The organism is Priestia sp. VA7 (assembly GCF_055710015.1).
Genome location: NZ_JBVQPN010000002.1, coordinates 121,366 through 140,171, shown reverse-complemented (window position 1 = coordinate 140,171; position 18,806 = coordinate 121,366). Strand labels below are relative to the sequence as shown.

Genomic DNA, 18,806 nt, shown 5'->3' with positions numbered 1-18,806 from the left:
GATTTAATGTAACATTGATTTGTCAAACAAAAGAGAAAAGCCGCTCTCTTATTAATAAGAAAACGGCTTTGGTATGAGCGATGAGGGATTCGAACCCCCGACCCCATCCCTGTCAAGGATGTATTCTCCCACTGAACTAATCGCTCGTGATATGTATTGACTATATTATAGAAAGAGTTATCCAATTTTGTCAACTATTTTTCCAAAGTTCCCAAGTTGGAAGGATCATCTTTACTTTTGATAAAATAAAAACATGCCATAAAGGAGCGTGACGGGATGAAAGCGCATATTGAATTTTATTTTGATTTTGTCTGTCCACTATGTTTTCTAGCCACTAAGCCTTTGAGAGAAGTCATGAAAGAACAAAAAGCTGAGATTGAATGGAAGCCTTTTGAACTTTGGCCTGAGCCAGCCCAGCAGATGGAGCAAATAGAAGATTTTTTAGAGAGAACTTGGAATCAATCGATAGCTCCCTTAGCACAACAGCTGCACGTGGAAATAAATATGCCGGAGAGTCCTTCAGTCCCGCGCACTCATTTAGCACATGAAGGCTTTCATTTTGCTAAAAAACATGGTCAAGAAAGTGCCTATGTAGATGCTGTTTTTAAAGCTTATTGGGAAGATGAAAAAGATATTAGCCAGACTGAAGTCTTAGCAGAAATCGCTGATTCCTTACATTTAGATCAAGAAATATTTATACGTATCTTAAAAGACCGGACGTTCGAACAAGTTCATAAAGATAGCTTAGTTCATGCGTATGAAAATGCTCATGTAACGAAAGTACCAACTTTAAAAATTGGCAGCCGTGTATTTCAAGGATTCGCTTCCAAAGAGACAATCGAAAAAGAGCTGTTACATGAACGTTCTGCTAAAGACAAAGAGAAATGATTTACTAAGAGGTGCATTTGATGAATATTAATTATTATTTTAGCCGGTTTTTAGCTAAGAAACCGGATAGCCCAACGTATCAAAGCTTAGCTGCTTTACAGAACAAACACATGCTTCATGTTCCTTTTGAGAACTTAGATGTTCTGTCTCAAACCCCTATTATAATTGATTTGGAACGAATTTTTCAAAAAGTAATTGTAAATTTACGCGGAGGATTTTGCTACGAATTAAACGGTCTATTTGGCTGGCTGTTAAAAGAAAGCGGATATGAAGTCTCTTACGTTTCAGCTACCGTCAAAAAACCCGACGGCACGTGGACCATTGAAGGAAGTCACGCTACAAACCTTGTGACGATTGAAAATCAGCCTTACATCGTAGACGTTGGATTTGGAGATTCTGTGCGCAAGCCAATGCCTTTAAATGGCGAAGTAGTAAGAGATGTAAGCGGCTCTTATCGTATGACAAACGTTGCTGAGCATATGTATGATTTGCAGCGATGGGAAGATGATGTATGGAAAACGCTGTACCGTGTGTCTACGCTTCCTAAGAAACTGACTGACTTTACTCCCATGTGTGAGTTCAATCAAACGTCAGCCGATTCTCCGTTTGTACACAAACGTCTTGTTACGATCGCAACCCCTACAGGGCGCATTACCCTCTCTGGTGAAACGCTAACTGTAACAGATGGCGAAAAAAAGACGAAAAGGAACGTTTCAGAAGAAGAAACACCTGATATTTTACAAAATCATTTTTATATTATTAAAGGATTTTATTAATATTGTTCTTATACAAAAAACCGGCCTCTTATGGGGCCGGTTTTTGTACAGGAGTAATCATCCTGTTTTCTACAGGCGACTTTAAAATAATCGACGTATTCACGTTTCCATAAGGAATCAGTTCATCAACCAGCATTCGAAGCCCTTCCATTCCACACACCGCTGCTTTGATAAAATAAGAAACTGGCCCCGTTACACGATGACATTCAAGTACATCTTCATTTTGCTCAATAAAGTCTTCAAATTCCTCTGGTTTTCTTTTTAATTCGCTTACTTGAATAAATAGCTGTGTATCTCTTCCTAAAGCTTTCGGAGACACCGTAGCGCTGAAACGCTGGATCACTCCTCGTTCCTGCAGACGCTGCAGTCTTTCTGATACGCTTGGACGGCTAAGAGCCAGATTTTTTGATAAATCACTAATCGTCATACGCCCATCTTTTTGCAAAATAGATAATAATTGTACATCGATTTGATCCATACAAACCTTTCCTTTCAAAATGAATATAATAAATAAAATCTTCATTCAATTTGATAACAGAACAAGTATTATTTCCTTCACTTATGCATGTGTTTTCTTTATTTAATATCCTATCATTAAAGTAGATGATTGAAAATGAAAATTCAGAAAAAACAAACAAAGGGGTTTATTTATGAAAAAAGTTTTATGGATTATTCTTGGATGTACAATTGCAAGTATTGGTGTCCTTATCTTGCGACACTCTCACGTAGTGACGGGAGGAACAGCTGGTCTATCTCTCAGCTTGTCATATGCTCTTCCTTTATCATTTGCGGTGATCTTTTTTCTCATTAATATTCCTTTTTATCTCTTTTCCTTCTTTCAAATGGGATGGAAATTTACCGCCACAACTATAGGATCAGTGTCTTTACTATCACTTCTCACTTCACTCGATCACTTGCTTCCTTCCTTTACACTTCCCAGCCTTATGGGTGCTGTTACTGGCGGACTAATTGCAGGCCTTGGGTTATCCATTTTATTTATGAACGGAGCTTCTCTCGGCGGTGCTAATATTCTAGCGCTATTCGCACAGCGAAAATTCGGCTGGGATCCTGGAAAAGTGAATTTTTCATTTGATTTCCTTGTCGTGCTGTCGAGCATGTATTCAATTGGATTTTCAAAAGGAATTTTCTCTGTCATGTCTATTGCAATTACAGGGTTTGTTATCAGCTACTTTAAACAAAAAATTGCTTTACACAATCAACCCACACCCGCTTCTGTTACACAGCCTTTAGATAATGCGATTTCCAAATAAAAAACACGATTTAGCTGTGACTAAATCGTGTTTTTTATTTAAATTTTTTCTACTTTTATAAAATCAAATTGGGCTTCATATCCTTCTCCTTGAGGACTACAAGCGTAAATGCCAACTTGAACAGGTTCTTTGGATGAGTTCAATAAGTAAGCGAGTCGGAGCTGAGTCCACGAATCTCCATCACTTGAATAACAAACGGTGTAATCATCGTTTTTTCGCTGAATTTTAAAATAAAGCGCTGATTTGTTTTGAGTAAAATTTTGACTGGACCAATCTGAGAAGCCCTGGTTGGTTACCACTGCTCCTAATTGGTTAGGACCATCGGGATTGTATTCAACTGACGTTTTGATCCACGTATCTTTTGATACACGAATCATGAGACCTGCTTGATCGTAGCGATTAACTGGATATGTATGCACCTTTGTCATGATTTCAAAGTCGCCTTCTACTTCACGGTAAAGAAAGTGTCCATTGTCCGCTTCAAAACCATAATGAGTACGCTGCCAAAAATCTGTTTTAGCATCTGTTTTAATCACTAATCGATTCGTTTCCGTATCAATTTGAAATTGAGCTGGTGGACAATACCAAGAAACGTCTGAATCTAATTTTCCTTCTGAAAAGTTTGTGAAAAATACTAGTTGATTACTCACTCTCTGTCATTCCCTTCTTAGAAGCTATTGTTCTTCTATTTCTATTCTGCCATAATTTAACGAATAAATAAAATATTTTGATTATTCTTCTTGTAAATTCTTTTTTTCATAAAAAAAATAAGACTCTTTTACATAGAGTAAAAGAGTCTTATTTTTAGATTAGTGCATTTAGAATAAGTGCTCCTGCAAAAGCAATAAAGGATAGAAGCGTTTCCAAAACGGTCCATGTTTTGAATGTTTCTTTCACTGTTAATCCTAAATACTCCTTCACCATCCAGAAGCCAGCATCATTAACGTGAGAGAACATTAGTGAACCCGCACCAGTAACGATAACAAGAAGTTCTAAGTTAACACCGGACATGTGCTCAATGATTGGTGAGACAATACCCGCCGCTGTTGTTAATGCAACTGTTGCTGAACCTGTAGCGATACGGATTAACCCAGCAATTAAAAATGCAAGTACAAGCGGCGACAGTGACAGATGTTCAGACATTTGACCAATTGTTGTCCCTACTCCGCTATCGATTAATACTTGTTTGAAGCCGCCCCCTGCACCAATAATTAAGACAATAGATCCTACAGGAAGCAAACATTCTTCCGTTAGTTTTTTAATCACATCTTTTGTCATACCTTGACGTTTTCCAAGCAGGTAAAACGCTGCAAAACAAGCAATTAAAAGTGCAATTAATGGGCTTCCTATTAATTCTACACACTTCACTACGCCGCTTGGCAATCCGTTAATAACAGGTGCTATAGCTGCTAAGACCATTAATAGAACGGGCAGTAAAATGACAAAAAATGAAACGCCTGTACCAGGAAGATCTTTTGATGTTGTCGTAATACGAATTAGATCAGGTTCTCCTTCTGGAACCACTCGTTTGTGAACCCACTTTGCAAAAACTGGTCCAGCGATAACTGCAGCTGGAATTGAAATGATTAATGCATATAAAAGTACTTTCCCCGTATTTGCTCCGTAAATACTAATAGCTGCCATCGCTCCTGGATGAGGAGGAACGAGACCATGAACAATTGATAATCCTGCAATAACTGGCAGAGCAATCAATAATATATTTTGTTTTGTTGTTTTATGAATAGAAATAACTAAAGGCAGTAAGATTAAAATTCCTACTTCGAAGAAAACAGGAATACCAATAATGAAACCTGCTACTAGCATCGCCCATGGCAGTCTTTTCACACCGAATATTCTTACGAAATAATCCGCTACCTGCATGCCGGCACCTGAATCGGCCATCAGCTTACCTAAAATTGTTCCCAGCGCTAAAATTCCTACTAAGTGGCCTAAAACACCGCCCACTCCCGTTTCGTAAGCACCAACAATTTTATCCATTGATAATCCAGAAGCAATTGCTAAAAACAAACTCGCAACCGTTAAACTAATAAACGCATGCCATTTAAAAACTGAAACACCTACAATAACAATAACAATTGCGGCAACTGTAATAGCTAATAAGTATGCATCCATCTTGCTTTCCACCTTCCCTTTAAGTAAACGCTTTCTTCGTGTGACAAAAAAGCTCTACACCCTGTGAATTTTTTAAAAAATAAGTTCCAAATATCGAAATCGTTTACATTAATTATTTTAGAAAACGATTTCATTTTTTTATTACTTAAATTATATGAAAAAAAAATTCTTAAATCAATAAAAAAACTCAAAAAAATTTTATCAATTTTCTTCCATACAGTTTTAACACATAAAAAAATCCAATCATGTTAATGATTGGATTCGTCTTGTTTATTTGGTGATGGTTGGATCAGCCGTTTGACTGTCGATAATCGTTTTTTCGCTTGTTTTTAACGTTATCTCTTCATATTCCCCCGGCGCTAATACACTTTTATCTCCTCTCATGAGATACGTGTAAGCGATGATAGAAATGAATAGACCAAATGTCCAGGCATTATCCCATAAAAAGCGCAGTCCAGGAATCAGTAAGCCTAAAACGGGTATGGCCACGCCAATTACTAATGCATAAATACCGTTTTTATTAAAACCTGTTGAATAACTGTAGCGACCGTTTACCTCATATAAATCCTTTAATGCCATCTGTCTCCTTCTTACAAGCCAGTAGTCAGCAATGGCGATGCCGTCTATGGGGCCAAGCAGCGCTCCGTATGTTCCAAGCCAGCCGAAAATATAGTTCCCGAAATTAGACATGATGTACCATGGCTGAAGTAAAATAGCAAAAATACCGGTCACTAGCGCCCCCATCGCAAACGTGATTTTCTTTGGATTCAGATTCTCAATTGCACGAGCTGGTGCGACGATATTTGCTCCCACATTAATCGTTAAAGAAGAAAGCACGATAACGATTGTTCCTAAGAAAATGATAAACGGAGGGAATTTAGCTACCAAGGCCACTGGATCCCAAATAGCTTCTCCAAATATAACGATTGTTGCTGAGGTAACAGCAATTCCAATAAATGAAAAAATACTCATCGTCAATGGCAAAGAGAAGGTTTGCGCAACCATTTGAGATTTTTGACTCCTAGCATATCGACAAAAATCAGGAATGTTCAAAGCGAGCGTCGCCCAAAATGCAATGACTCCGGTTAAAGCAGGGAAAAATACAGCTAGAAATTCTCTGGTTGATGTAAATTTAGAAGGCGTAGATAAAATCGGGCCCCACCCTCCGGAGTTTGTATAAGCCCATATAAAAAGAATAATAGCTGAAATACCAATAACAGGGGCAGCAACCGCTCCTAATACTTTAATTGCTTGCGGTCCTTTATATGCCACTCCTACATTTAAAAGCCAAAAGAGAGCAAATACAATAGCTGTATGACCAGGCAAACCACTCCAAGATGAAAACGAAGCGCTTAGCAGTGTATCAATTGCTTCCGTTCCAATCCACGTATTAATTCCAAACCACCCAGCAGCCACAATAGCCCTCGCCAGTGCTGGGATATGTGCTCCTTTATCTCCAAACCACAGGCGGGCAAATACTGGATAAGGAATGCCAAACTTGGTTCCAGCGTGAGAATTAAGCAAAATAGGAATAAGAACAATAACATTTCCTAAAAAGATTGTACCAATTGCTTGCCACCAGTTCATTCCAAGCGTCATCATTCCACTCGCCATTGTGTAAGCTGGAATACACAGACACATCCCAATCCAAAGCGTGGCAAAGTTAACTCCTTTCCAAGAATGCTCTTTCATCGTAGTCGGACGTAAATCCTCATTCCAAAGGTCACTGCCGCTCAGCTGATTGTGCGTCTCATCTGTGAGCGTTACAATTCCATCTTGCTCAATTTGTGTTTTCATCCATAAAACCCCTTTTCATAAAATAAGTTCATTTCAAAAAACAAATTTTATTTGAATTTTCTGAAATATAGAGGCGTTTGTGACGATTCCTTCTAGTATGTGATAAATACTAACGTTATTCCTTATTATATTTAATGAGAAACGGGGATACACTGGACAAATTGTAACATTATTTGAGGGAACTTTTATATATTGTGTAGTGTCAACTCCTTTGGTTGTTAGATAACCTAACACGCAAAAAATCATCGCTTGAAAACTTCAAGCGATGATTTTTGAACTTAATGTACATATTTTTTTTGAAAAGCCGTAATGCTTTCGTATTCTTCTTTAAATAAGCGAGCCAAACGAATATAGATAGCCGTTAACTCTTTATATACTTCACTGTTTTCTTTGATTGGATAATGATGATTAGTCGCTCCAACCATATCAGAAACAACGTTTAATGAGTCAACTTCGCCAAGGCTATATAAGCCAAGGATAACTGCTCCTAGACATGAACTTTCAAAACTTTCCGGCACGGATACTTCTTGGTTAAAAATATCTGCCATCATTTGACGCCAAAGTGCGGAACGTGCAAATCCGCCCGTTGCCTGAATTTTTGTAGGCTCTCCAATTAACTCTTCAAGTGCCAATAATACCGTATACAAGTTAAAGATAACACCTTCTAATACAGCACGAATCATATGTTCTTTTTTATGATGCAAACCTAGGCCAAAGAATGAACCTTTAGCATTTGCATCCCAAAGCGGCGCACGCTCTCCTGAAAGGTATGGGTGAAACAATAAGCCGTCCGCTCCCGGCTTCACTAAAGCTGCAATATCCGTTAATACTTCATACGGATCTTTTCCAAGGCGTTTAGCTGTTTCTACTTCCGACGCTCCAAACTGATCGCGAGCCCATCTGAAAATCATACCGCCGTTATTCACAGGGCCGCCAATTACCCAGTGGTCTTCTGTCAACGCATAACAGAAAATACGACCTTTGGGATCGACTACTGGCTTGTCAGTCACTGCTCGAATAGCTCCGCTTGTCCCGATTGTCACAGCCACAACGCCTGGTTCAATTGCATTTACGCCTAAATTTGATAATACACCGTCACTTGCACCTACAATAAAGGGCGTATTTGGAAGTAAATGCATATCAACTGCAAGCGCTGGGTTTAACCCTTTTAACTGATGCATTGTTGAAACAGGAGTGGATAACTGATCAGTTGTAACACCTGCTACTTTAAGTGCTTCTTCATCCCACGCAAGATTTTTTAGATTAAACAAACCCGTTGCTGATGCAATCGAATAGTCGATAACATATTCATTAAACAACTTAAAGAATACATATTCTTTAATCGAAATAAACTTATGTGTTCCCTTCACTAATTCAGGCTGTTCATTAGAAAGCCATGTTAGCTTGGAAAGCGGCGACATTGGATGAATTGGCGTACCCGTACGTAAATAAATCTCATGGCCATTGTATTCATTTTTAATTTTTTCCGTCCATTCTGCACTTCTATTATCCGCCCACGTGATACATTTTGTCAGCGGTTTTCCCTGCTGATCAACGGCAATAACACTGTGCATAGCTGAGCTGAATGAAACGCATAAAATATCATCAGGTTTTACGTCGCTCGTTTTTACAATCGTTTGAATTGTACGTACAACTGCTTGAAAAATTTCTTCAGGATCTTGCTCAGCCATCGCGGGCGTCGGCGAGTATAATGGATACTCAATCCCATGATTTGCAATGACTGTACCGTCTACTGAAAACAATACAGACTTTGTACTCGTTGTTCCGATATCTACACCTATTGCATATTTTTTGCTCATGCTGCTGTCCCCCTATTTTACTACTTTACTTATTTACAACACCGTGGCCGCCGAATTCGTTTCGAAGTGCTGCTACAACTTTTCCTGTAAATGTATCTTCCTCTAATGAACGATAGCGCATCATTAGCGATAAAGCAATAACAGGAGTTGCCGTTTGAAGATCAAGAGCAGTCTCTACGGTCCATTTCCCTTCTCCAGAAGACTGCATGACTCCTTTAATACTGTCTAATTTAGGATCTTTTGAAAACGCATTTTCCGTTAGTTCCATCAACCAAGAACGAACAACAGATCCGTTATTCCAAACGCGTGCTACGGCTTCATAGTCGAAATCAAACTGACTTTTTTCCAGAACTTCAAATCCTTCAGCAATGGATTGCATCATTCCATATTCTACACCATTGTGAACCATTTTTAAAAAGTGACCGCTTCCGCTTTTACCTGCGTACATAAATCCATTTTCTACGCAAATATCATTAAAAACCGGTTCAATTGTACGGAATACTTCCGCATCTCCGCCAATCATTGTACACGCTCCGTTTCTTGCGCCTTCCATTCCGCCGCTTGTCCCTACATCAAAGAAGTAAATACCTTTTTCCTGAAGATCCTGAGCACGTCGAACAGATTCTTTATAATTAGAGTTTCCTCCATCTATTATAATATCTCCTTCTGACAGAAGTTCTTTTAGTTCTGTAATAACATTTTCCGTTACTTCTCCAGCCGGAACCATAATCCATACAACTTTAGGTGAATGAGGAAGTTCATTAACTAACTCTTCAACAGTAAAGGCGCCAGTTGCTCCTTCATTTGCAAGTTTTTCTACCGCTTCTTTATTTACATCATAAGCTACTACTTCATGATGGTTGTCCATTAAATTTAATGATAAATTATATCCCATTTTTCCTAAACCGATTAATCCAATTTTCATTTTACAAACTCCCTTTGAAAAAAAATTTCACATTACCTCCATTATACGAATTATTTTTCATTTTGCAATCGTTTACAAGAAAATTTTTTTCACTCATATTTTTGTGCTATACTCTTTTTACTACTAAATTCGTGGAAAGGAACATCAGTTATGACGCAAAATTGCTTAGGAAAAATTCGTTCTCACTATGCTAGATTCAGTGAAAAAGAGAAAAAAATAGCAAATTATATTTTAGAACAGCCGGAACAAATTATTCACAGTACCATTAACGAAGTGGCAGACGATTTAAATGTAGCTGATGCAACAGTCTTTCGCTTTTGTAAACGAATTGGCTTCAAGGGCTATCAAGCGATGAAAATAGCGCTGGCTGCTGAAATTATGACACCTATTCAGCAGATTCACGAGGAAATTGCTGAAACGGATAATGAAAAAACGATTGCTGAAAAAATCTTTCGCTCCAATGTGCGAACGCTTGAAAATACATTGCAAATACTAGAAAGCAACGCTATTGAAAAAGCCGTCAAACTTCTTATGAAGGCGGATAAAGTTCAGTTTTATGGCACGGGCGGCTCTTCCGTAGTGGCTATGGATGCTTTTCATAAATTTGTTCGAACAGGAATTAAAACGTTTGCATTTATTGATTCCCACTTCCAGCTTATGTCCGCTTCTCAATTAACAAAACAGGATGTAGCGGTAGTGATTTCTCATTCTGGAACAAATAAAGACACGATGAACATTTTAAATACAGCAAAAGCGAACGGTGCCAAAACGATCGGTATTACGGGTTTTCCAAAATCTCCATTAAGCCAAAATGTCGATGTTTCTCTTTATACGAGTTCAGAAGAAACAGAATATCGATCTGAAGCTCTTGCCTCAAGAATTGGACAGCTAAGCCTCATTGATGCTTTGTACGTTAATGTAATGATTGCGAATAAAGATGCCTCTAAACACTCGCTTGAAAAAGTACGCGATGCCATTGCTGAAACTAGAATTTAACGTTTCGCTCTTATATATTCTTCAACTATAACATCAAACAGAGCATAGAATATATGCTCTGTTTAGTGCAGTTCTTCCCTTAAAATTTTCAAGTTTTAATTCTCATTTAACATTTTTTAAGCTGCTACATATGATAAAGCACAACTTTTAAAAAGTAGGTGAAGTGTGTATGGAGATTATCTATCGCACTGCAAAACTCGATGATTATACAGAAGTAAATAAAATATTAGGGGAATCACTAGAACTCCACGCAAATGCGCTTCCTTCTATGTTTGATAATCAGATGGCTGTTTTATCTCCGGAACAATATCAAGCTACTCTTTATTATGCAACTATTGATATTCTTGTAGCTCAATATCGAAATCAAATTATTGGGGCGTCTGTTGTTGAATTAAAATATAACCCTCCCACTACATTAGCTCCTCTTTCCTACACAGCGTACATCCAATATTTTGGCGTTAAGAAAGGCTTTCAAAATTATGGCGTAGGAAAAAGTCTTTTTTCTGCTACGAAACAGTGGGCTGTACAAAAAGGAGCAAGTGACCTCCAGCTTACCGTATGGGCATTTAACGAGAAAGCACGTGCTTTTTATGAAAGTCTTGGGCTGAAAAACTTAAGCTACCTTATGACTACTTCACTACAGCCATAAATCGTTCCATTAACGGAGACTAGACACGCAGGTGATACGTGCCTAGTCTCCGTTGTTTAAATAAAAGACTAAATCATTCGGCGTGTTAATTTACGCAGCTTATATACATACTAAAAGAAATTTATTACGTAGCCGGATTGCCTTCTTGCAGCTGTTCTTGTTCATCACGCTGACGGTGAGCTAAACGACTTGCCGCACTAGAAGCCACGCTCGCTACTAAATCATCTAAAAAGGTATTAACTCCTTTTTCTTTTTTACAGTCCAGCTTTTCAATAATGCCTACTTTTACTTTATCTAAATAGCCAAAGGTCGTAACAGCGATACTGCCATAGGTTAAAACGGCACCTAAAGCAATCGTTTCGTCAACACCAAACAACCCTTCGTCTTGTTCTACAATACTTTGAAGAGGTTCTGATAATTTATTTTGCTCTGCTAACTTATCGAGTTCGATTCCAACTAGAAGCGCATGCTGAATTTCTCTCTTTTGCAGTACTCTCTCTACGCTCTCAGCGCATTCCTGAATGGTTAGAGCTGGGTGATAAGGAAGCTGTAAATCATACACAATTTCAGCAATATCTAAAACTGTTACGCCACGCTCTTCTAGCAAATCAAATGTTGCCTTTGCTACTTCTTTGCTCGTTGGGATTTTTTTCGCTGTCATGTCTCTCTCTCCTTTTCAAGTTGTTGTCTCTCTTTATATTAAATTCGATGAGAGGCGCTAAAAACCTTTTTTGTTTCATCCACCTGAATTCATAAACTCGTCACATATCTCTTTAGGCGCTCATTACATTTACTTGCTATAATAAAATTATCTAATCAGGAGGTTTGTCTACTGTGGAAGAAAAACAAAGTAAATTTAGCAGAGGCTTATTATTATTTTTCATTGGCGCAACAGCCCTTTTCTTTATCGTCTTAATCGTTCTGTTTCTCATGTCTACTTTTGGAAAAAGCGAAAAAGAAGCCGTAGCTCTTCTAGCAGGGAATCACTACGCTATCGTTAAGGAAGAGAATTCATATACTCTTTATGATCAAAAAGAAAACAAGCCTATTTTAGAAGATGTAAACGGCTATTTCGGTGCTCGCAATATCCGAAGTTATGTAAAAAATGATACAGAATTGGTTTCGATTGATGAAAAAGAAGAAGAATATACGAAGAAGCCGCTAGAAAAAGCCACTCAAGCAGAAAAAAATATGTTTAAAAAGATGAAAAAATTAGATTAACGAAAAGAGGCTTGGAAAAAAGTAGTGTAGCCGAAGTAAAAAACGAATCATTAATCAAACTGTTTGATTAATGATTCGTTTTTTTGTTAAAGTAGACGCAGATTTTATCTCTTTCGTTCCTTCTAGCAGTTGATTGGAGAGCAAGGCGAAGACTCCTGCGGAAACAGCGGAACAGGTGAGACCCCGCAGGAGCGCAAGCGACGAGGAGGCTCACGGGCCGCCCGCGGAAAGCGGAGTCTTGCACGGAAATCAACTGCGGTCGAGCAAGCTGTCCAGATTCTATATCCAGATTATTCGTGTTTGGATGAAATTCATTTCGTTATGTCCCAGCCTCTTTTTTAGCAACGCATGCCTCTTTCTCGTCATTCGCTAAAAAATTCGTTACAATAAAATAAAGAACGGTTATTAGAAAATGTGTTACAATAAAGGTAACGCTTTCATTCAAATGCATAGGAGTCGATTATTCATGTCAGAAAGTAAGCGGAAGTTAGAAGAAATTTCTTTTTATAGTGACGCACTGCAAGAAGATGTCACGTTACTAGTCTATTTGCCGTCAAACTATTCTACGCTCTATAAGTATTCCTTACTTATTGCCCAAGACGGAAAAGATTATGTTATGTACGGACGGACACCTCGTTTAATTGATGATTTAATGAACGAGTCGGAAATCGATCGTACTATTTTTGTTGGAATTCCATATAAAAGCGTGGAAGACAGACGCGATAAGTATCATCCAGAAGGAAATCAAGTAGATGCTTACATTCGCTTTTTAGCACATGAACTTGTGCCATTTTTGGATAAAACATATCCTACATATCAAATGGGAAAATCACGTGTTCTAATTGGTGATTCGCTTGCTGCTACAGTTTCACTGCTGACGGCCATTGCGTATCCTCACACGTTCGGGAAAGTAATTATGCATTCTCCTTTCGTGAACGATGCTGTATTACAAACGGTCAACTCATTTGCTTCTCCTTCACTTCTGGATTTGTATCATGTTATTGGAACTGAAGAAACGGCTGTCAAAACAACACAAGATGGTATATTGAATTTTATTGAACCTAACCGCCTGTTGCACGAACAAATGAAGCAGCGTGGATATTCTGTTTTCTACGAAGAATTTAATGGAAATCATACGTGGAAATACTGGCAAAAAGATGTAAAGCGGTCGCTTCAATATATGTTGAAGTAGAAAGATATCATATTTTTTGAAAATTTGTTATAATAAGCTCGCTTTATACATATTTTATGATCTTACTTTGGAGGGATTTTTTATGAAATTTGGCGTTGTACTTTTTCCATCTAAAAAATTGCAAGATGTAGCGAATTCTTATCGAAAGCGCTATGATTCTCACTATTCATTAATTCCGCCTCATCTTACATTAAAAGAAGTCTTTGAAGCTACAGAAGACCAAATTGATGAAATTGCGGCTAACTTGCGTAAAATTGCCGAAGAAACAAATCCATTTACATTAAATGTAACGAAAGTAAGCTCATTTTCACCAGCTAATAACGTTATTTACTTAAAAGTGGAACAAAAGCAAGAACTGACGTCACTTTACAATAAACTTCATGAAGGCAATCTCGAACAGCCAACTGAATATTCATTTATTCCCCATATTACAATTGGTCAACGCCTTTCAGATGATGAGCACTTAGATGTGTATAGCCAGTTGAAGCTTGTAGATGTCGCTCATGAAGAAACAGTGGATCGCTTTCACTTAATGTATCAGCTTGAAAATGAAACATGGACTGTGTTTGAAACATTTCGTCTTGGAAAGGGATAAGATACGTGAACATCAAAGTACTAACGAACAAACAAGATCATTCTGATGCTTACTTCGTACGTCAAAAAGTATTTGTAGAAGAACAGCAGGTTGATGTGGAGCAAGAAATCGATGAATACGATTCCGAAGCCCTGCATTTAGTTGTATACAAAGGAACTGCACCAATTGGGGCAGGACGCTTCCGTATGGTAGAGGACTATGGAAAAGCAGAACGAATCTGCGTTCTTTCTTCTTATCGAAAAGACGGTGTAGGAAAGCTTTTGATGGATAAGTTAGAAGAGCTCGCAGCAGAGCATGAGATTGAAAAGATTAAGCTGCATGCTCAAACGCATGCGGAAGGATTTTATAAAAAGCTAGGCTACTTAACGGTTTCAGGTGAATTTATGGATGCTGGAATTCCACATGTAGAGATGGTAAAGAAACTAAGTAAAAAACACTAGGAATTGAACCTGGTGTTTTTGCTTTTTTAAAGGATAAGAACCTTTGCTTTGCTTATACTAATACCTAATCATGTGAATTAGGTGAAAATATGGATGAACTTATCGGAATTGCATTAGAACTCTTTATCGGATTTATCTGCCTGTTTATTTTAACTAAATTGTTAGGCAGAGCTACGATCACTCAGCTTACCACTTTTGATTTTATCTCTGCTCTTGTATTAGGAGAGCTAGTAGGAAATGCGCTATATGACTCAGAAGTAGGAGTAGGAAAAATTTTGTTTTCCGTTATATTTTGGGGAGCACTTATATATGTGACCGAAGTTATTACTCAAAAAAATATTCGCCTGCGTTTGTTTTTAGAAGGACGCCCATCTATTATTATTCGAAAGGGAAAAATTTCGTACAAAGAACTTAGCAAAAATCGATTGGATATCGATCAGCTTCTTCATATGCTTCGTTCAAAAGACATATTTTCCATTCGTGAAGTTGAATATGCCATTTTGGAAACAGATGGATCACTAAGCGTATTGCCAAAATCTGATTATGCTAAGCCAACCAGAAGCGATCTGCAGCTGCCCCCTTCTGAACCTGCTTTACCTATTGCCTTTGTCAGTGATGGACGTTTACTTTTGAAGAACTTAATTCAATCTGGCTTTGATGAAGACTGGTTAAAGACACAGTTGAAAAAACAAGGATTTACCGATTATAAACAGGTGCTTTATGCTGAATGGCAGCAGGGCAGTACTCTTTTTATTGAATCTTACTAAGGTGTTTTTTACTTGTTCATTACTTTGTTAAAAAATCGTGAGCGCATTCATTCTGCTGCGTTCACGATTTTTTGTATTAGACACGTGTATTAATCACTAGGCCCTTATTTGTTAGCTTGCTGTATACACGCTCTGCTGCTTGAAGCTTTTTTCGCTTTTGTACTGAACTTGGCGTCAATTCCAGTAAGTGAGAACGCGATTCAAACTCTTCGTCAAAGCTTTTTTTCTCAATAGGCCAAATACGATTTGAAAAAGAAGCATTATTTTTTTGAAGGCGATTTGCATATTGAATAGATTGATAAGGCGTGACGGGCAGTATATATCCCATATGAACCCTCCTCTTTTTCAAGATACCTTCTACTCCCAGACCTCAGTATTTTTCTCAAGAAGTATCGACATTGAAACAGCTTACTTAAATCCTCTACTTTAGACTTGTTCAAAACAGATGGCACCTTGTATCTATACCGCCTTTTTTGAACATATGTGATGTCTTATTCAATATATACCCTTTTTTACATCCTATCCCTCCAAAAATATCCGTGCTCTTTTTAAAAAAAGGTGATTTTGATATGATAGACTTTGACTATAAAACAAAAACTGTGCGTATACACACATCTATATCGATGTAGAACGAGAGCGGCTTCTTGCTTTAACTCCCTCTTATTTACTATTGATTATTCATGTTTTAAAAAGGAGGCCATGTTTTTTGCAACGTGCACTTTATCAAAATCAGATACTTAATCTTGCTATAACGGCTAGAGACCGATTTCAATATTTATATGAAGCTAGTCTCCGAGGAGAAATAACGTGTGCTCACTGCGGAGAACCAGTTAAATTATATCTGGGGATTGAGCATTCTCCTTACTTTTATCATGCTCAAGTTCCCCATGAAAGAGAAGAGTGTTCAGACATACTATCAGAAACAATAGCTGTGCAACAAATAAAAGAAACTCCGGCTGAATACAGAGAAACCAATGGATTTCGTATTCCTAAAGGACGAGCTATTGGTGAGAAAAGTTCAACTGTAAAAGAGAAAGCGACATGGAGGTCTTCCACACCTTTTTCAAGTGTTCCTGCTTTTCGCTTAAAACCAGCTGTTCCTAAACACTCTGACTCTCCATATTTAAATGAATTTAAAGAGAGCGGTATTGAATTAGATTCGAACCAATGGAAAGCTGTTACACATTCAGAAGGACCGCTCCTTATTCTAGCCGGTGCAGGCAGCGGAAAAACGCGTGTATTAACAGCTCGCACCGCATATATGATACAAGAAAAACAAATTGATCCAAAATCCATTATGCTGGTGACTTTCACGGCTAAATCAGCTAAAGAAATGAAAGAACGATTGGCTACATACCCAAAGATGTCCGGCTTACATCTTCGTCAAATGCTAGTTGGAACTTTTCACAGCATTTTCTTACGTATGATTGTTCATCATAATCCTCAAGCGTGGCAAATGGACCGCCTGCTAAAATGGGATTGGCAAAAAGAACAGATTGTGAAAGAAGCAGCAAGAGAGCTCCACGTGGATGAAAAAGATTTTCCCTTTGATCAGGCCCTTCAGCAAATCGGCTATTGGAAAAACACGCTTGTTGGCGTGAAAGATGTTCGCCCAAAGGACAAATGGGAACAAGATGTGCACTTTTTATATCGTCGTTATGAAGAAGTCAAAAAGCAAAAACAGCTATTCGATTTTGATGACATGCTGTATGGATGTTATGAAATGCTAAAACAAAATCCCGATTTACTAACTCGTTATCAAAAAAGGTTTCGCTATTTTTTAATTGACGAATTTCAAGATATCAATAAAGTTCAATATAAAATTATGAAAATGCTAAGTGAAGGCTCTAAAAACTTGTGTGTCGTAGGAGATGATGATCAATCAATTTACGCTTTCCGCGGAAGCGACCCTTCGTTCATTTTAAACTTTGAAAAAGATTTTGCTAATACAACTGTTATTACGTTAAACCAAAATTATCGTTCAGCTCATGCCATCGTTTCTTCCGCGAATAAAGTCATTGCACGAAATACAGCGCGCCGACAAAAAGAAATGGCTGCCCAGTTTGATAATGAGTTGCGACCTACCTTCTTCTTTCCATACGACGAAGAAGAAGAAGCAACAATGATTGTAACGGATATGAAAGAAAAAATTAAGCAAGGGGCTTCTCCAACTGACTTCGCGGTCTTGTACCGAACTCACGCTTCTTCACGCGCCATCTTTGAACGTTTATCGCAGTCAAACCTGCCATTTTCAATCGAACAAGATGCAGATTCTTTTTATAAAAGACGAATGGTTCGAAGTTTACTTTCATTTCTACGCTTGAGCGTGAATCCAAATGACGCAAGTTCGCTACAAGATTTAGTAAACGCACTCTTTTTAAAGAAAACAGCAGTCAATGACTTAAAAGCAGCAAGTATTCTTCATGATGGTACATTTATTGATGCACTTGAATATCTTCAAGATTTAAAACCGTTTCAGCAAAAAAAGCTCAAGAAAGTAATTCCTTTATTCAAGTCGCTAAAATCAATGTCTCCTTCTTTGGCACTTGAGACGATTTCTAAAGATATGGGATTCGATGATTTTGTCAAAAAACGCGGAAATGAAGGAAATATGATGGAAAAAGGTTCGGATGACGTGCGGGATTTAAAAGTTGTAGCACGTAAATTTAAAACCGTACCTGAACTGTTAGAGCATGTGGATCATATGATTGCCATGAACACAGAGATGAAAGCTTTAAGCAAGCAATTTAATGAAAGTATTCAGCTAACCACAATTCATCGAGCAAAGGGTCTTGAATATAAGCATGTATACGTACTGAGCAGCGTAGATGGCGGATTGCCTCATGATTATGCACTCGAAGCTTATCGAGGCGGAGATGATATGCCGCTTCAAGAAGAACGCCGCCTTTTATATGTAGCCATGACGCGTGCACAGAATTCACTTTACTTATCTGTTCCGCAAACTAGAAGAGGTAAAACCGCTTATCCTTCAAGATTCCTGAAGTCGTTTATAAAAAAAGTGTAAAGGAAAAACAGGCTGGGACAAAAGTAGTTTCATTAAATTGCAACACGAACTATCTATCATAAACGGATAAATAGTTCGTGTTTTTTATAATCATGGTGAACGCAGGTGCTTCTAGCTGTTGGTTGGAGGACAAGGCGAAGACTCCTGCGGGCTCATCGGCCGCCCGCGGAAAGCGAAGTCTTGCACGGCAAGCAACAGCGGTCGAGCAAGCAATCCAGATTGCTTGTCTTTAAATTTGATTCCTGTAGTTATGTTTCAACCTCTTTTTCTTACTTCATGCTAGCGTCCATAACTAATATTCTCACCATCTA

At 38.1% G+C, this 18,806-nt stretch carries 21 protein-coding genes and 1 tRNA gene; 13 read left to right on the top strand and 9 right to left on the bottom strand.

Annotated elements, in window-relative coordinates; genetic code table 11:
* Positions 1 to 74: 74 nt before the first annotated feature.
* A tRNA-Val gene (locus AC0C45_RS07340) sits at positions 75 to 146 on the bottom strand.
* A 130-nt stretch (positions 147 to 276) separates the two neighbouring features.
* Between AC0C45_RS07340 and AC0C45_RS07335 the strand changes: the two genes are divergently transcribed.
* Both AC0C45_RS07335 and AC0C45_RS07330 read left to right on the top strand, forming a co-directional pair.
* On the top strand, positions 277 to 888 hold the full coding sequence (locus tag AC0C45_RS07335) for a DsbA family oxidoreductase (protein ID WP_237893469.1): 612 nt from the start codon (positions 277 to 279) through the stop codon (positions 886 to 888).
* 20 nt (positions 889 to 908) lie between these two features.
* Positions 909 to 1,664 (top strand): arylamine N-acetyltransferase family protein, encoded by a 756-nt coding sequence (locus AC0C45_RS07330; RefSeq protein ID WP_013081797.1) that lies wholly within the window; start codon positions 909 to 911, stop codon positions 1,662 to 1,664.
* Between the two features lie 28 nt (positions 1,665 to 1,692).
* Here AC0C45_RS07330 and AC0C45_RS07325 read toward each other — a convergent pair whose 3' ends face one another.
* Positions 1,693 to 2,142: an Lrp/AsnC family transcriptional regulator gene (locus tag AC0C45_RS07325; RefSeq protein ID WP_013081796.1), complete on the bottom strand. Its 450-nt coding sequence runs from the start codon at positions 2,140 to 2,142 to the stop codon at positions 1,693 to 1,695.
* A gap of 172 nt (positions 2,143 to 2,314) precedes the next feature.
* Here AC0C45_RS07325 and AC0C45_RS07320 point away from each other — a divergent pair, with 172 nt between their 5' ends.
* Positions 2,315 to 2,935, top strand: coding sequence for a YitT family protein (locus tag AC0C45_RS07320; protein ID WP_237893468.1), 621 nt, complete (start codon positions 2,315 to 2,317; stop codon positions 2,933 to 2,935).
* Between the two features lie 38 nt (positions 2,936 to 2,973).
* Here the strand turns inward: AC0C45_RS07320 and AC0C45_RS07315 are convergent, their stop codons facing one another.
* The 5 genes from AC0C45_RS07315 to gnd all read right to left on the bottom strand — a co-directional run bounded on the left by AC0C45_RS07315 (position 2,974) and on the right by gnd (position 9,610).
* Positions 2,974 to 3,585, bottom strand: coding sequence for a DUF1349 domain-containing protein (locus AC0C45_RS07315; RefSeq protein WP_034654315.1), 612 nt, complete (start codon positions 3,583 to 3,585; stop codon positions 2,974 to 2,976).
* Between the two features lie 154 nt (positions 3,586 to 3,739).
* Positions 3,740 to 5,068 carry a GntT/GntP/DsdX family permease gene (locus AC0C45_RS07310; RefSeq protein ID WP_237893467.1) on the bottom strand — a complete coding sequence of 443 codons (1,329 nt, stop codon included), beginning with the start codon at positions 5,066 to 5,068 and terminating at the stop codon, positions 3,740 to 3,742.
* Between the two features lie 270 nt (positions 5,069 to 5,338).
* The gene (locus AC0C45_RS07305; protein ID WP_237893466.1) at positions 5,339 to 6,865 is read right to left on the bottom strand and encodes an NCS1 family nucleobase:cation symporter-1; all 1,527 of its coding nucleotides are present in this window, start codon (positions 6,863 to 6,865) and stop codon (positions 5,339 to 5,341) included.
* Positions 6,866 to 7,143: 278 nt separating this feature from the next.
* Entirely contained in the window at positions 7,144 to 8,685 is a 1,542-nt protein-coding gene (gene gntK, locus AC0C45_RS07300) for a gluconokinase (RefSeq protein WP_237893465.1), read from the bottom strand.
* Between the two features lie 25 nt (positions 8,686 to 8,710).
* Positions 8,711 to 9,610 carry a phosphogluconate dehydrogenase (NAD(+)-dependent, decarboxylating) gene (gnd, locus tag AC0C45_RS07295; protein ID WP_034654325.1) on the bottom strand — a complete coding sequence of 300 codons (900 nt, stop codon included), beginning with the start codon at positions 9,608 to 9,610 and terminating at the stop codon, positions 8,711 to 8,713.
* Between the two features lie 150 nt (positions 9,611 to 9,760).
* On the opposite strand from gnd, the gene AC0C45_RS07290 reads away from it, so the two are divergent.
* On the top strand, positions 9,761 to 10,606 hold the full coding sequence (locus AC0C45_RS07290) for a MurR/RpiR family transcriptional regulator (RefSeq protein ID WP_013055460.1): 846 nt from the start codon (positions 9,761 to 9,763) through the stop codon (positions 10,604 to 10,606).
* A 169-nt stretch (positions 10,607 to 10,775) separates the two neighbouring features.
* Positions 10,776 to 11,255, top strand: coding sequence for a GNAT family N-acetyltransferase (locus tag AC0C45_RS07285; RefSeq protein ID WP_013081789.1), 480 nt, complete (start codon positions 10,776 to 10,778; stop codon positions 11,253 to 11,255).
* 124 nt (positions 11,256 to 11,379) lie between these two features.
* Here the strand turns inward: AC0C45_RS07285 and AC0C45_RS07280 are convergent, their stop codons facing one another.
* Positions 11,380 to 11,916 (bottom strand): phosphatidylglycerophosphatase A family protein, encoded by a 537-nt coding sequence (locus AC0C45_RS07280; protein WP_013055458.1) that lies wholly within the window; start codon positions 11,914 to 11,916, stop codon positions 11,380 to 11,382.
* Positions 11,917 to 12,089: 173 nt separating this feature from the next.
* On the opposite strand from AC0C45_RS07280, the gene AC0C45_RS07275 reads away from it, so the two are divergent.
* From AC0C45_RS07275 to AC0C45_RS07250, 6 genes are all read left to right on the top strand, one after another.
* Positions 12,090 to 12,476 (top strand): hypothetical protein, encoded by a 387-nt coding sequence (locus tag AC0C45_RS07275; RefSeq protein ID WP_047930990.1) that lies wholly within the window; start codon positions 12,090 to 12,092, stop codon positions 12,474 to 12,476.
* Positions 12,477 to 12,605: 129 nt separating this feature from the next.
* Positions 12,606 to 12,818: a hypothetical protein gene (locus AC0C45_RS07270; protein WP_237893463.1), complete on the top strand. Its 213-nt coding sequence runs from the start codon at positions 12,606 to 12,608 to the stop codon at positions 12,816 to 12,818.
* A gap of 124 nt (positions 12,819 to 12,942) precedes the next feature.
* Positions 12,943 to 13,668, top strand: coding sequence for an alpha/beta hydrolase (locus AC0C45_RS07265; protein WP_013055456.1), 726 nt, complete (start codon positions 12,943 to 12,945; stop codon positions 13,666 to 13,668).
* An 82-nt stretch (positions 13,669 to 13,750) separates the two neighbouring features.
* Positions 13,751 to 14,263 carry a YjcG family protein gene (locus AC0C45_RS07260; protein ID WP_013081786.1) on the top strand — a complete coding sequence of 171 codons (513 nt, stop codon included), beginning with the start codon at positions 13,751 to 13,753 and terminating at the stop codon, positions 14,261 to 14,263.
* Positions 14,264 to 14,268: 5 nt separating this feature from the next.
* Complete coding sequence (locus tag AC0C45_RS07255; RefSeq protein ID WP_047930992.1) at positions 14,269 to 14,703, top strand: GNAT family N-acetyltransferase; 435 nt, start codon at positions 14,269 to 14,271, stop codon at positions 14,701 to 14,703.
* Positions 14,704 to 14,792: 89 nt separating this feature from the next.
* Positions 14,793 to 15,470, top strand: coding sequence for a DUF421 domain-containing protein (locus AC0C45_RS07250; RefSeq protein ID WP_047930993.1), 678 nt, complete (start codon positions 14,793 to 14,795; stop codon positions 15,468 to 15,470).
* Between the two features lie 76 nt (positions 15,471 to 15,546).
* Here AC0C45_RS07250 and AC0C45_RS07245 read toward each other — a convergent pair whose 3' ends face one another.
* Entirely contained in the window at positions 15,547 to 15,798 is a 252-nt protein-coding gene (locus AC0C45_RS07245) for a hypothetical protein (RefSeq protein WP_043980435.1), read from the bottom strand.
* Positions 15,799 to 16,176: 378 nt separating this feature from the next.
* Here AC0C45_RS07245 and AC0C45_RS07240 point away from each other — a divergent pair, with 378 nt between their 5' ends.
* Both AC0C45_RS07240 and AC0C45_RS07235 read left to right on the top strand, forming a co-directional pair.
* Positions 16,177 to 18,495 (top strand): ATP-dependent helicase, encoded by a 2,319-nt coding sequence (locus AC0C45_RS07240; protein ID WP_047930995.1) that lies wholly within the window; start codon positions 16,177 to 16,179, stop codon positions 18,493 to 18,495.
* Between the two features lie 118 nt (positions 18,496 to 18,613).
* Positions 18,614 to 18,778: a hypothetical protein gene (locus AC0C45_RS07235; RefSeq protein ID WP_155276313.1), complete on the top strand. Its 165-nt coding sequence runs from the start codon at positions 18,614 to 18,616 to the stop codon at positions 18,776 to 18,778.
* Positions 18,779 to 18,806: the final 28 nt, after the last annotated feature.

Coding starts and splice junctions, on each gene's coding strand:
- AC0C45_RS07280 (WP_013055458.1), bottom strand. CDS start 11,916: ATGACAGCGAAAAAAATCCCAACGAGCAAAGAAGTAGCAAAGGCAACA.
- gnd (WP_034654325.1), bottom strand. CDS start 9,610: ATGAAAATTGGATTAATCGGTTTAGGAAAAATGGGATATAATTTATCA.
- AC0C45_RS07310 (WP_237893467.1), bottom strand. CDS start 5,068: ATGGATGCATACTTATTAGCTATTACAGTTGCCGCAATTGTTATTGTT.
- AC0C45_RS07330 (WP_013081797.1), top strand. CDS start 909: ATGAATATTAATTATTATTTTAGCCGGTTTTTAGCTAAGAAACCGGAT.
- AC0C45_RS07335 (WP_237893469.1), top strand. CDS start 277: ATGAAAGCGCATATTGAATTTTATTTTGATTTTGTCTGTCCACTATGT.
- AC0C45_RS07250 (WP_047930993.1), top strand. CDS start 14,793: ATGGATGAACTTATCGGAATTGCATTAGAACTCTTTATCGGATTTATC.
- AC0C45_RS07285 (WP_013081789.1), top strand. CDS start 10,776: ATGGAGATTATCTATCGCACTGCAAAACTCGATGATTATACAGAAGTA.
- AC0C45_RS07265 (WP_013055456.1), top strand. CDS start 12,943: ATGTCAGAAAGTAAGCGGAAGTTAGAAGAAATTTCTTTTTATAGTGAC.
- AC0C45_RS07260 (WP_013081786.1), top strand. CDS start 13,751: ATGAAATTTGGCGTTGTACTTTTTCCATCTAAAAAATTGCAAGATGTA.
- AC0C45_RS07245 (WP_043980435.1), bottom strand. CDS start 15,798: ATGGGATATATACTGCCCGTCACGCCTTATCAATCTATTCAATATGCA.
- AC0C45_RS07325 (WP_013081796.1), bottom strand. CDS start 2,142: ATGGATCAAATCGATGTACAATTATTATCTATTTTGCAAAAAGATGGG.
- AC0C45_RS07320 (WP_237893468.1), top strand. CDS start 2,315: ATGAAAAAAGTTTTATGGATTATTCTTGGATGTACAATTGCAAGTATT.
- AC0C45_RS07305 (WP_237893466.1), bottom strand. CDS start 6,865: ATGAAAACACAAATTGAGCAAGATGGAATTGTAACGCTCACAGATGAG.
- AC0C45_RS07290 (WP_013055460.1), top strand. CDS start 9,761: ATGACGCAAAATTGCTTAGGAAAAATTCGTTCTCACTATGCTAGATTC.
- gntK (WP_237893465.1), bottom strand. CDS start 8,685: ATGAGCAAAAAATATGCAATAGGTGTAGATATCGGAACAACGAGTACA.